Source organism: Flavobacterium indicum GPTSA100-9 = DSM 17447 (assembly GCF_000455605.1).
Classification (GTDB): domain Bacteria; phylum Bacteroidota; class Bacteroidia; order Flavobacteriales; family Flavobacteriaceae; genus Flavobacterium; species Flavobacterium indicum.
In genome coordinates this window covers 1,862,224-1,874,135 of the sequence record NC_017025.1, presented here as the reverse complement: position 1 = coordinate 1,874,135, position 11,912 = coordinate 1,862,224, and the positions used below count along the sequence as shown (strand labels likewise).

Annotated in this window: 13 protein-coding genes and 1 tRNA gene; 8 read left to right on the top strand and 6 right to left on the bottom strand. The window is 30.6% G+C overall.

What is annotated here, in order from left to right; all coding sequences use genetic code 11:
• Positions 1-8: 8 nt before the first annotated feature.
• From KQS_RS08680 to KQS_RS08670, 3 genes are all read left to right on the top strand, one after another.
• A complete protein-coding gene (locus tag KQS_RS08680) occupies positions 9-368 on the top strand; it encodes a BlaI/MecI/CopY family transcriptional regulator (protein WP_014388812.1) in 360 nt (119 codons plus the stop codon).
• Positions 369-370: 2 nt separating this feature from the next.
• Positions 371-1,861, top strand: coding sequence for a M56 family metallopeptidase (locus tag KQS_RS08675; protein WP_014388811.1), 1,491 nt, complete (start codon positions 371-373; stop codon positions 1,859-1,861).
• Between the two features lie 133 nt (positions 1,862-1,994).
• Complete coding sequence (locus tag KQS_RS08670; protein WP_157868415.1) at positions 1,995-2,939, top strand: hypothetical protein; 945 nt, start codon at positions 1,995-1,997, stop codon at positions 2,937-2,939.
• Between the two features lie 156 nt (positions 2,940-3,095).
• On the opposite strand, the gene KQS_RS08665 is transcribed toward KQS_RS08670, so the two are convergent.
• Positions 3,096-4,598 (bottom strand): malate:quinone oxidoreductase, encoded by a 1,503-nt coding sequence (locus KQS_RS08665; RefSeq protein WP_014388809.1) that lies wholly within the window; start codon positions 4,596-4,598, stop codon positions 3,096-3,098.
• Between the two features lie 201 nt (positions 4,599-4,799).
• Positions 4,800-5,255, bottom strand: a complete 456-nt coding sequence (gene smpB, locus KQS_RS08660; protein WP_014388808.1) for an SsrA-binding protein SmpB — start codon at positions 5,253-5,255, stop codon at positions 4,800-4,802.
• A 124-nt stretch (positions 5,256-5,379) separates the two neighbouring features.
• On the opposite strand from smpB, the gene KQS_RS08655 reads away from it, so the two are divergent.
• A complete protein-coding gene (locus KQS_RS08655; RefSeq protein ID WP_014388807.1) occupies positions 5,380-5,658 on the top strand; it encodes a hypothetical protein in 279 nt (92 codons plus the stop codon).
• Between the two features lie 16 nt (positions 5,659-5,674).
• A complete protein-coding gene (locus KQS_RS08650; RefSeq protein ID WP_014388806.1) occupies positions 5,675-6,184 on the top strand; it encodes a hypothetical protein in 510 nt (169 codons plus the stop codon).
• 258 nt (positions 6,185-6,442) lie between these two features.
• Here KQS_RS08650 and KQS_RS08640 read toward each other — a convergent pair whose 3' ends face one another.
• Positions 6,443-6,955, bottom strand: coding sequence for an adenine phosphoribosyltransferase (locus KQS_RS08640; protein WP_014388804.1), 513 nt, complete (start codon positions 6,953-6,955; stop codon positions 6,443-6,445).
• Positions 6,956-7,104: 149 nt separating this feature from the next.
• Here KQS_RS08640 and KQS_RS08635 point away from each other — a divergent pair.
• Positions 7,105-7,178, top strand: a tRNA-Arg gene (locus KQS_RS08635).
• A 44-nt stretch (positions 7,179-7,222) separates the two neighbouring features.
• On the opposite strand, the gene KQS_RS08630 is transcribed toward KQS_RS08635, so the two are convergent.
• Both KQS_RS08630 and gloA2 read right to left on the bottom strand, forming a co-directional pair.
• Positions 7,223-7,951 (bottom strand): YoaK family protein, encoded by a 729-nt coding sequence (locus KQS_RS08630; RefSeq protein WP_014388803.1) that lies wholly within the window; start codon positions 7,949-7,951, stop codon positions 7,223-7,225.
• Between the two features lie 180 nt (positions 7,952-8,131).
• Positions 8,132-8,515 carry an SMU1112c/YaeR family gloxylase I-like metalloprotein gene (gene gloA2, locus KQS_RS08625; RefSeq protein ID WP_014388802.1) on the bottom strand — a complete coding sequence of 128 codons (384 nt, stop codon included), beginning with the start codon at positions 8,513-8,515 and terminating at the stop codon, positions 8,132-8,134.
• A gap of 118 nt (positions 8,516-8,633) precedes the next feature.
• On the opposite strand from gloA2, the gene KQS_RS08620 reads away from it, so the two are divergent.
• Complete coding sequence (locus KQS_RS08620) at positions 8,634-8,942, top strand: hypothetical protein (RefSeq protein WP_014388801.1); 309 nt, start codon at positions 8,634-8,636, stop codon at positions 8,940-8,942.
• 38 nt (positions 8,943-8,980) lie between these two features.
• Here KQS_RS08620 and KQS_RS08615 read toward each other — a convergent pair whose 3' ends face one another.
• Complete coding sequence (locus tag KQS_RS08615) at positions 8,981-10,174, bottom strand: pyridoxal phosphate-dependent aminotransferase (protein ID WP_014388800.1); 1,194 nt, start codon at positions 10,172-10,174, stop codon at positions 8,981-8,983.
• A gap of 394 nt (positions 10,175-10,568) precedes the next feature.
• On the opposite strand from KQS_RS08615, the gene KQS_RS08610 reads away from it, so the two are divergent.
• Entirely contained in the window at positions 10,569-11,888 is a 1,320-nt protein-coding gene (locus KQS_RS08610) for an aspartyl protease family protein (RefSeq protein WP_014388799.1), read from the top strand.
• Positions 11,889-11,912 lie beyond the last annotated feature (24 nt).

Sequence of the window (11,912 nt, the reverse complement as noted above, 5' to 3'; positions counted from 1 at the left end):
AAGTAGTTATGCAAAAATTGACCAACAAAGAAGAAGAAGTAATGCATATTTTATGGCGATTAAAAAAAGCCTTTGTAAAAGATGTATTAGCAGAAATAACGGAAGACAAACCGCACTACAATACTTTGTCGACTATCATTAGAAATTTAGAAGAAAAAGGATATGTGTCTTATGAGGCTTATGGGAATTCGCATCAATATTATCCCATCATAGCCATTGAAGATTACAGAAAGACCTTTATGAAAACGGCGATACAGAATTATTTTGATAATTCGTATAAAAACTTGGTTTCTTATTTTGCTGAAGAGGAAAAAATTTCAGCTGAAGAACTACGCGAGATACTTTCCATCATTGAGCAAAAGAAGTAAGTATGCATCCGCTGTTTGAATATCTATTGAAGGCTAACGGACTATTGATCTGTTTTTACCTGTTGTATAAGTTTTTATTGGCTAAGGATACCTTTTTCCAATTTTCTAGATATTATTTGCTAGGAGGGATTGTTGTGTCGGTTGTTTTGCCTTTTATTACATTTACAAAAATCCAATACATAGAAGTAAAAGAGGTTTTGATGCCTAAATCCGCTTCAACTGAAACAGTAAATTTTGTTCCAGTGACTTCAGTAGAACCTGTTCATTCCATCAATTGGGAAACCATTATGCTGTTCGCTTATGGGGTAATTGCCTCAATTTTAATACTTAAACTCCTAATAGGTTTAGGAAAGCTTTTTTCGGTAATTAATCAATCTGAACGAATCGAAAAGCAACGCAAAACCTATTTACAATCGCACTTGGTGCAATCGCCATTTTCATTTTTTAATTACATCGTGTACAATCCTGAACTGATCAATCAGGACGAATTAGAAGCGATTTTATTGCATGAAGAGGCGCATTCGAACCAAAACCACAGTGTCGATACCTTATTAGTTCAATTCATTACAATTTTCTTTTGGTTCAATCCAGTGGTTTGGCTGTATCAAAAGAGTGTGGTTCAAAATTTAGAGTTTTTAGCCGATGAAGCTGCCATTGCACAAGTAAAAGACCGAATCGTCTATCAAAAAGCGATGTTAAAATTCAACACTAAAACAGCTAGTTTTGTTGCCAGCAATTCATTCAATCAATCATTAATCAAAAAACGAATCGTTATGTTAAACAAAAAGCAAACCAGCAAGAAAAATGTTTGGAAATACGGATTAATTCTTCCCGTATTAGTTGGATTTATGTTATTATTTCAAGTAAAAACAGTTGCGCAAGAAGTAAAATCAAAAGGGAAATCGAAAAAAACGATTACCAAAGAAGCACAACATGAGAAAGAAATTGAAACAAAAATTATCATTAATGAAGAAGGGAATACAGAAATGGATTCTGTAAAGAAAACAAAAACAGTAATTTACAAAACCAATTCAGATGAAAAACTGTTAATTGAAGGTAAAACACCAGTTATAATTGTGGATGGAAAAGAAATTCAAGAAAGTGAATTGAAAAAAGTATCTCCAGAAAAAATTGTGACTGTAGATGTAATAAAAGGTAATCAAGCTGTGAACAGATTTGGAGAAAAAGGTAAAGACGGCATTGTAGTTATTGAAACGGTGAAAAACATTCAAGGAAATGAAGTAAAAGTACGCTCAGAAAACAAAGTTATTCAATTAGATAATGGAGATGGAGTAGTAATTTATGATAAAAATAAATTGAAATTACCAGGTCAACCTACAATAGTTGTTGATGTTTCCAATGTTGAATTATTTGTTAATGATGTAAAAAAGGAAGCATCAGAAATTAGTAAAATCACTCCAGAATCGATTAAAAACATAAATGTATATAAGAATACAGATAGTAAATCTAAAATATTTATTACAACTAAATAATTCTTATAAATAACAAAAAAACTGCTTTTAAAGCAGTTTTTTTGTTAAAACACGTTAATTAACATTTTTTTTATTTTTGTATTCCAAAAGAACAATAAATTTGAATCGTAATCAAAAATCAAAAAATATGAACATGAAATCATTACTAATCAGAAGTTTATTTGTGTTTTCATTGAGTTTATTTATCCCAACAACTACTCAGGCACAAAACGACAATTTACAAAAATTAGCCGTTAAACGTAATAACGGTTTTGAATTGCGTATCGATAAAAATATGACAGATGAAGACTTGAAGAAAGATGAAGCCGATGCTAAAAAATTTGACTTTGAGGTTTCTTTTTCTGGTGTAAAAAGAAACGATAAAAAAGAAATTACGGCGATTAAAATTGCGTACAAAGATAAAAATGGCAATTCTGGAAACTACAATGTAGCCGATGAAACCCCAATTGCTCCCATTTCAATTAAAAAACAAGTGGATGCTCGTGGTAAAGGCTTAATCAATATTACTTCAGGAGCAATGAATGGTCCATTTGGTGATGCTTTTGCATGGAATGGCAATGGAATGGGGAACATGTTTAATGATGATATGTTTCAAAATTTAGATAACGATGTAATAAAAAATCTTTTAGATAAACAACAATTTCAATTTAACGAAGATTTTAATTTTGAAAAATTAGAAGAGTTACAAAAAGGTCTAGGCGAAGGAAATGGTATGTCGCGTTCATTTATTTTTAAAGATGGAAAAATGATGGGTGATAATCCAGATATGAAGTTAGAAGAGGAGCAAATTGAAGATGATGGTACGGTGACTAAGAAATATTCTGATGGAAAAGGCGGTACTATGATTATTAAAGAGAAAAACTTTAGTAGCGATAAAGAAGGCGATTTGAATGAATTGGATAAAATGAAGAAAGAGAATAAAATTCAAATTGAAAAAACCATCAAAATAGGTGATGATACTAAATCAGAACTTGAAAAATTAAAATCGGAATTAGAAAAAACAAAAACCGATTTAGAAAAATTAAAAACGGATTTGAATTCAGATAAAGGTTCTAAAGGACCAAAAGGAAAAAAATAAGCTGCTTTACTAGCTGAAATAAAAGGCTGTCCAAAAAGTTATGAAATTGTCATTCCGAATTCATTTCGGAATCTATAAAAATAATGAATACATGTTTTTATAGAAACTGAAACAAGTTCAGTTTGACAATAGCATTTCTTTCTGGACAGCTTTATTTTATAAATCTTCTCTTAATTTAAGGATTGTACCGGTTTTAAAGCGGATGGCATCAGCTAATTCAGGATTGGCATTTAGAGATTGTCCAAAGGAAGGAATCATTTCTTTTATTTTATGTTGCCATTCAGGCGAATCCATTTGTGTTGGAAAACAACGATGAAGTAAATCAAGCATAATAGAAACAGCAGTTGAAGCGCCAGGAGAGGCTCCTAACAATACGGCTAACGAACCGTCTGTGGCATTCACTACTTCCGTCCCAAATTCTAATTTGCCTTTACCGTTTTTGTCTTTCTTAATCACTTGAACTCGTTGACCTGCCGTTTCTAAAGTCCAATCTTCCGCTTTAGCACTCGGAACATAGTCACGCAAAGCTTTCATTCGGTCATCAGAAGATTGAAAAACTTGTTCAATTAAATATTTTGTCAATGGAATATTATTAATGCCTGCAGAAACCATCGGTTTAATATTGTCTAATTGAATGGATTTTGCCAAATCGAAATACGAACCTTTTTTTAAGAATTTAGTTGAAAATCCGGCATAAGGTCCAAATAAAAGCGCTTTTTTTCCATCAATAATTCGAGTGTCAATATGAGGAACCGACATAGGTGGTGCGCCTACAGCCGCTTTTCCGTAGACTTTAACCCGATGTTTTTCAATTACTTCGGGATTGTTACATTTTAGCCATTGACCGCTTACAGGGAATCCACCAAAACCTTCACCTTCAGGTATATTCGCTTTTTCTAAAAGTAGAATAGAGCCTCCGCCGGCCCCAATGAAAACAAATTTTGTTTTTATCCTTTTTTTATGGCCTGTGGCTACATCTTTCACTTTTACCCGCCACTGGTTGTCATCTTTCTTTTTCAATCCTTTCACTTCATGGTTAAAGTGTAATGTAACACCTTCTAATTGTTCTAGGTATTTAAAAATACTACGGGTTAAAGCACCAAAATTCACATCAGTCCCATATTTCATAGAAGTAGCCGCTACTTTTTTAGTACTTTTTCGTTCTTCCATTAGTAGAGGTGCCCATTCTTTGATCAGATTGCAGTCTTCAGTATATTCCATTTCCTTAAAAAGATGGAATTTTTGTAAAGCATCAAACCGTTTTTTAAGGTATTTTACGTCTTTTTCACCCCAAACAAAACTCATGTGAGGTACATGTTTGATGAAACTTTCAGGATGTTGTAAAATTCCATTTTCGACTAAATAAGCCCAAAATTGACGGGAAACTTCAAAAGATTCTACAATTTTCTCCGCTTTAGAAGTATCAATCGTTCCATCGGCCAATTCAGGAGTGTAATTTAATTCACAAAACGCAGCGTGGCCGGTACCAGCATTATTCCATGCGTCTGAACTCTCAGCTGCTGCGATGTCTAATCGTTCAAAAATTTCAATTTTTAAATCGGGTTGCAATTCTTTTAATAAGAGTCCCAATGTGGCGCTCATGATTCCGGCACCAATTAAAACAACATCCGCTTCTGATCTTTGAATATCTTTTGTCATACCTAAAAACGTTTCTTTTGCAAATTTACGATGTAATTGTCTTAAAAAAACCTTAATATTCAGGTGGTTAGTTGCTTATTTGTATTTTTATGATTTTCTAAAAAAGCGGTGAAGATTATTTTAGGATGTAAAATATTTAGCGACAAAAGGTATTAATATTGTAAAGGGAATTATAATAAGTTAAAAAAAAATCATTCTGTTTTAGAATGATTTTTTGATACGGTCTAAATCGCGTTTGGTATCACGTTCTTTCATGGTTTCACGTTTGTCGAAGTTCTTTTTACCTCTACAAAGTGCAATTTCCAATTTTGCTAACCCTTTGTCTGTTGTAAAAAGTCGTAACGGAACAATAGTTAAACCTTTATTTTGAACGTCTTTTTCCAGTTTTTTTAGCTCTTTTCTGTTTAAAAGTAACTTTCGTTCACTTTTGGCTCTATGGTTATAATGTGTTCCATAGGCATATTCTTCCACAGTTGAATTGATGACAAACAATTCACTACGGTCGTTAAATTCACAAAAAGCCTCGGCGATAGATGCCTTTCCTAAACGAATTGATTTGATTTCGGTACCAGATAATACAATACCGGCATCGTATTTATCTAGGATTTCAAAATCAAATTTGGCTCTTTTATTTAATATGTTTACATTTTTTTGCATAACGAAGCAAATTTAGAATTTATTTTTTATTTCAATTGCATTATTTTTTTGAATTTATTTGTTAAAATTGGAATGAATTTTGTAATTTTAGTACACTTAACCATTAAACTAATTAGTATTACGTATGAGCGATTTCCAATTAATTGAAAAAGAAGTAGTTGAAGGATTGAAATTTCCTGCTGAAGAAGTATTAACAGAAAAAGAAGATATTTTACAAAGAAAATCAGATTTAGATCGTGCCATGACACTTGGAAATTTGGAACATGTAAAAATGAAAATCTATTTTGAAGACGATGCTTCAAAGAAAATGGTGGAAACTACAGTTTGGGGAATTACAAATGAACGAGTAATTCTTAAAAAAGGAGTGGTGATTCCTATTCACCGTGTTCATAAGATTGTATAACTTTAAATAAAATAAAATGAGAAAAGTATTAGTAGTTTGTTTGACCATGTTGTTGTCATTAGGAATGATGGCTCAAGAAACACAAACGAAGAAGAAAGCTACAAAGAAAGTTGAAAAAGCTGAAAAAACGAAAGCTGAAGTAAAAGAAAAAGCTAAAAAAGAGGCGACTTCAACCAAAGAAAAAGCTAAAAAAGAAACAGATAAGGCTAAAACGAAAGCTAAAGAATCTAAAACAAAAGCAGAAGCTAAAGTAAAAGATAACAAAGCTTCAGCAACTGGAGAAGCCAAATCCACAGCAGGAAAGACTAAAGCTGATGCTAATAAAGCTAAGGCGAAAGTTAAAAAAACAGCTGCTGAAGAAAAAGAGGATATGAAAGAAACTGCAGCTTCAAAAGCAGCAGAAAAAACAGTAAAAGATAAGGTTACTGGAGAATACAAAGGTAAAAAAGTATTTACAGGACCTAGAGGCGGTAAGTATTATATCAACAAAAATGGTAATAAAACTTATATTAGCGATAATAAATAGTAGAAAGCACCTCATTGAGGTGCTTTTTTATTATTTAATTTTTTGTTGATGAAAAAATAATGATAAATGCAACTTAAAATTGTAATTTTGGCACTTTTAAAATTTGTGTATCAATCATGTATAGATTACTAGCCAAGATTAATAAGTTACTTTTACCTAGCTTTACCAAGCAAAGATTAGATTTAGCTAAAGCACCTAAATGGAAAAAAGCCATCATTGCCTATCGTTATTTTGTAACCTGTAAAGCTCTAGATGAATCTAATAAGTAACAGCAGCAAAAATATCTTTTTCTGCTAATTTTTCTCTTCCATTTAAAAAAGATAGTTCCATTAAGAAATTAACCTGAACTATTTCGCCTCCTAATTGTTCAACTAATTTACAAACTGCTTCAGCGGTGCCTCCGGTAGCTAAAACATCATCGTGAATGAGTACTTTATCTCCAGGCTGAATAGCGTCTACATGAATTTCAAGACTGTCAGTGCCATATTCTAGGGCATAAGATGCAGATATGGTTTTATAGGGCAGTTTTTTGGGTTTACGAACTGGTACAAAACCAGCATTTAATTTCTGAGCCATTAATATTCCAAAAAAGAAACCACGGCTTTCTACACCAATAACTTTATCTATTTTTTTTTCAATTAAGGAATTTGTTAATGAGTCTAAACAAAATTGTGTTGCTTTTGGATTTAATAATAAAGGCGTAATGTCTTTAAATAAGATTCCTTCTTTAGGAAAATTAGGTACATCTCTGAAAAAATCTTCAATTTTCATTCTTATAAAGTTATTTTTATTGAAAGGTTAAATATACATAATGTTGATTTACAATAGGATGATTAAGGGTAAATATTTTTATTTAATTTTTTATATAGAAATTTTTGGATTGAATGTATTTATTCCTATATTTGCACCCACAAAACAAAGGCCTCGTGGCGCAACTGAATAGCGCATCTGATTACGGCTCAGAAGGTTACAGGTTTGAATCCTGTCGAGGTCACGACTACTTCAAAGCTCGAATAACTATTCGAGCTTTTTTTATGTTTATTTTTGATGTTTTCGCGCTTGTTGTAGTATTTTGAACTTAACGTCATCATAAATTGCGCCAATAAAAAGTAGAGATGCGGCTAGAGTTAGCGTGTATAATTTAATTTTTGAATATAGTATACCGCTTAAAAGACCTCCAAAAAAGAAAAAACTAATAATGGTTAATCTTAGTTTTATAGTTGATATTAACACATTTTGCTGCTCTTTCTGTTTATAAAAGATCATTTGTGACAGTTCAATTCCTAAATCAGTAAATAAACCCGTTAAATGTGTAGTTCTCACTGTAGCATTTGAAATTTTGGTAACAAGTGAATTTTGTAACCCCATGGAAAATAATAATAAAAAAACTAAAATTTCTGGGTTATAACTCATTAAATTAGAGCCAAATAATGACACAAACAATAAAATCATACTCTCAAAAACTACAGGTACTAAATAAGAAACATGTACATGATGCCTTTTTTTAGTCATGTATTCTATTAAAAAGCTTGAGGTAAATGATCCAAGAAAAAAACAAAAAATGTAGATGAAATAAATAAAACTTTTCAAGAAGTTCAGTTTGAAAACCTCATCTACAAAAAAGGCAAAATGCCCAGTAATATTTGTTGTTAATCGTTGAACAGCTAAGAACCCACTAACATTTACAATTCCAGCCACGAAAGATAGTAATGAGGCTATTTGTAAATTATGTTTTAATGTTCTAGATTTTCCTTGATGTCTAAACACAAAAATGATTTTTTAATTTCATACTTAAATGTAAGCAAAAATGATGAAATAAAAAAACACCTTTCGGTTTTAGATATTAAGTGAGGTTAAAGAACGCAAAATTGCTTGTTAAAGATGTTTTAAAAAAAAACAAAGTTCTATATAATCAAACCTTTAATTTTTTACATTTCTTATAACGATTTACATTTCATAAAATTCTATAGGTAAGGCATCGGGATCTGCAATAAACGTAAATCGTTTTCCTGTAAATTCATCAATACGAATGGGTTCTGAATGAATATTATTTGAATTTAAATGATTGATTATGTCGTCTAAATTTGAAACTTCAAATGCCAAATGTCGTAATCCACAAGCTTCGGGTCTAGAAATACGTTTCGGTGGATTTGGAAATGAAAATAATTCAATACAATAATTTCCATTCAATGCTAAGTCTAATTTGTATGATTGTCTTTCCTTACGATATACTTCTTGAAGGATTGTTAAGCCTAGAATTTTTGTATAAAAGTGTTTTGATTTTTCATAATCAGAACAAATGATGGCTATATGATGTACTTTATGGAACATGTTTTTACAGAATTTATTCGATCAAAACTAGTTTAAAGTGATGGAATAGTTTTACAATGTTTTGTTAAACTTTTGCTATTTAATTTGTACCTTAGTTCATGCAATTAATTAAAAGAATATGTCACAAAATACAATTGAAACTACAACTGAAAAGCCAACAGATAAGAATCAAAAATTATTTTTAAGTCTTTTATTAGATGGAATTGGAATGATTTCTTACAGTGTTCCTGTTTTTGGAGAATTTTCAGATGTAATATGGGCTCCCTTATCTGGAATACTATTACTTTTAATGTATAAAGGTACTGCAGGAAAAGTTGCAGCATTATTTGGTACTGTTGAAGAAATGATTCCGTTGACAGATGTTATACCAACTTTTACACTAACCTGGTTCTATACTTATATCATTAAAAAAGGTGAAGGACAATAAACAAAAAAGGCGATTTGTAAAAATCGCCTTTTTTTATTTTAATTATTAGGATATACTTTTAAAGCTTCTTTTAAAATTTGAACGGATTTAATTAAATCTTCTTTTTTCAAAACGTAAGCTATTCGCACTTCATCAAGTCCAACTCCTGGAGTAGAGTAGAAGCCTGCAGCTGGAGCTACCATTACCGTTTCACCATTGAAATTATATTCTTCTAACAACCATTGAGCAAAATCATCAGCATTTTTTACAGGTAATTTAGCAATACAATAGAAAGCACCTTTTGGAGTTGCAATGGTAACCCCTTCAATTTTATTCATTTCTTCAACTAATGTGTCTCTACGGTCTTTATATTCTGTAATCACTTCATCAAAATAACTTTGTGGTGTGTCTAAAGCAGCTTCACTAGCAACTTGAGCATAGGTTGGCGGACTTAAACGTGCTTGAGCAAATTTCATTGCTGTTGCCATAAATTCTTTGTTTTTAGAAACAACACATCCAATTCGTGCACCACACATACTGTAACGTTTTGAAACTGAATCAATCATAATCGCATGTTGTTCTAAACCTGGAATATTCAATACAGAATAATGTTTTAATCCATCATAGGCAAATTCTCTATATACTTCATCGGCAATTAAGAATAAGTCGTGTTTTTTAACAATTTCAGCTAATTTTTCAATTTCTTCCTTTGAATATAAATATCCAGTTGGATTTCCAGGATTACAAATTAAAATGGCTTTTGTTTTAGGTGTAATTAATTTTTCAAAAGCTTCAATTGGAGGTAATGCAAAACCAGTTTCTATACCAGACATTACTGGAACCACCGTAACACCACTCGCTGTAGCAAATCCATTATAATTAGCATAAAACGGCTCAGGAATAATTACTTCATCTCCTTGATCTAATGTTGAACCTAAAGCAAATAATAACGCTTCTGAACCACCTGTTGTAATGATAATATCTTCAGTATTTACAGGTAATCCATGGCTTTTATAATAGTTAGATAATTTTGTTCTATAACTTTCAAAACCTGCACTATGGCTGTATTCTAAAACTTTAATGTCAAAGTTTTTTACCGCTTCTAGTGCTACTTCAGGTGTTTTAATGTCAGGTTGACCAATATTTAGATGATAAACTTTTGTTCCTCTTTTTTTAGCTCCTTCAGCATAAGGAACTAATTTTCTAATTGGCGACTCAGGCATTTGTTGCCCTTTGTTTGATATTTTTGGCATAGCTATGTTAATTTGAATTGCAAATTTACAATTTATTTTCTTTAAAAAACACTACTTAAAACTAAGAATTTATTAAAAATCAGTTCCTTTTTTGTTAGTTTTTTGTAGAGTATCTGATATGATTTGTCAATCACCTTGTTTGTTTTAAGATGGAAAGAAAATGCTTTAATGAATATTTTATCAATACGTTAATTTTTGGTTTAATTATTGTGGTTAATTTATTCTTGTTAAATAAGTAGTCAATGTAGTTATATAAAACCTAGAAGACTTAAAATAAAATTTTAATTTTCTTCGAATACTATTTAAACTTCGATGTAGATTTTATCTTAAATGATGTGTTAAATTTAACAAAATAGTGATTTAATTGTTGTAATTTTAATAAAAAGGATTCGTTATGAAACGACTATTAACATTGATGTTTACTTGTTTTTTTTCTTTAGTTAACTTTTCTCAAGTAAAATGGGAATTTGCTAAAAATAAAGACAAGGTTTCAATTCCATTTACATTGGTAAACAATTTAATAGTTGTGAAAGCTAATCTAAATAATACAGAATTAAATCTTATAGTCGATACAGGCTCAGGTTTAAATATTTTATTTAGTTTCCCTGAAAAAGATAGTATCACTTTTAAAAACACATCAAAAATTAGAATTACAGGTCCAGGTATCAAAGAACCTATGGATGCTTACATTTCTAAAACAAATAAACTTCAATTGAAAAATTTATCTACTCAAAATTTAGATGTTATCTTATTATTGCAAGAAGATTTTCAATTGTCTACTTCTGTCGGAATTCCTATTCATGGTATATTAGGAGCAGATTTTTTTAAAGAAAATATAGTTGAAATTCAATACGATCAAAAAAAAATTAATGTTTTTAAAAAAGAAACAAAAAGAGTTACTGCAATAAAAAATGAGTACAAACAATTACCCATTAAAATTAAAGTAGACAAACCCTATTTACCTATTGAAATTTCATTAGATGTCACACAAAAACAAAGTTTAGAATTACTTGTAGATACAGGACTTTCTGATGGAATGTGGATTGTTGAAAATAAATTCAATTTTATTGGAATCACAACCATAGCGGATTATTTAGGAACGGGGTTGGGAGGCGATATTTACGGTAAAAGAGCTAGATTCAATTCCTTAACCATAGCAGATTTTATTTTAGAAAAGCCAATAATTTCATTTCCAGATTCAATTGCTTTTGCAAATAAAAATTTATTAATTGAAAGAAATGGATCTTTAGGAGGTGGGATTTTAAATCGTTTTTCAGTATTGTTCGATTATAAAGATGAAAAAATGTATTTGAAAGCGAATAGTAAAATTTCAAACCCATTTTATTATAATATGAGTGGGATAAACATCCATCATGCCGGTTATGATGTGGTTGAAGAAAAAATAAGAATTGAAGGAAGTGTACAAGTAGTAAACTTAAATGAAAATATTTTTATAGATTCGGCTCATAGATTTAATTACGTCTTAAAACCTGGATTTGAAATTTCTCATATTCGTTTAAATTCTATTGCAGATCAACTAGGGTTAAAAGTAGGAGATAAGCTGGTAAGCGTAAATAATAAATTGGCTTCAGCCTATACGATGAATCAATTGACAGAATTGTTTGAAACCGCTTTCGATCAAGAAATAACAATTGAAATCGATAGAAAAGGACTAAAAAAAATAGTAAAATTTATTCTTAAAGAAGAGATATAAAAAATCCCGAATACATCGGGATTT

What these genes read in the sequence shown, in the direction of transcription:
- KQS_RS08680 (WP_014388812.1), top strand. Translation starts at nt 9, where the DNA reads ATGCAAAAATTGACCAACAAAGAAGAAGAAGTAATGCATATTTTATGG.
- KQS_RS08675 (WP_014388811.1), top strand. Translation starts at nt 371, where the DNA reads ATGCATCCGCTGTTTGAATATCTATTGAAGGCTAACGGACTATTGATC.
- KQS_RS08670 (WP_157868415.1), top strand. Translation starts at nt 1,995, where the DNA reads ATGAAATCATTACTAATCAGAAGTTTATTTGTGTTTTCATTGAGTTTA.
- KQS_RS08665 (WP_014388809.1), bottom strand. Translation starts at nt 4,598, where the DNA reads ATGACAAAAGATATTCAAAGATCAGAAGCGGATGTTGTTTTAATTGGT.
- smpB (WP_014388808.1), bottom strand. Translation starts at nt 5,255, where the DNA reads ATGCAAAAAAATGTAAACATATTAAATAAAAGAGCCAAATTTGATTTT.
- KQS_RS08655 (WP_014388807.1), top strand. Translation starts at nt 5,380, where the DNA reads ATGAGCGATTTCCAATTAATTGAAAAAGAAGTAGTTGAAGGATTGAAA.
- KQS_RS08650 (WP_014388806.1), top strand. Translation starts at nt 5,675, where the DNA reads ATGAGAAAAGTATTAGTAGTTTGTTTGACCATGTTGTTGTCATTAGGA.
- KQS_RS08640 (WP_014388804.1), bottom strand. Translation starts at nt 6,955, where the DNA reads ATGAAAATTGAAGATTTTTTCAGAGATGTACCTAATTTTCCTAAAGAA.
- gloA2 (WP_014388802.1), bottom strand. Translation starts at nt 8,515, where the DNA reads ATGTTCCATAAAGTACATCATATAGCCATCATTTGTTCTGATTATGAA.
- KQS_RS08620 (WP_014388801.1), top strand. Translation starts at nt 8,634, where the DNA reads ATGTCACAAAATACAATTGAAACTACAACTGAAAAGCCAACAGATAAG.
- KQS_RS08615 (WP_014388800.1), bottom strand. Translation starts at nt 10,174, where the DNA reads ATGCCAAAAATATCAAACAAAGGGCAACAAATGCCTGAGTCGCCAATT.
- KQS_RS08610 (WP_014388799.1), top strand. Translation starts at nt 10,569, where the DNA reads ATGAAACGACTATTAACATTGATGTTTACTTGTTTTTTTTCTTTAGTT.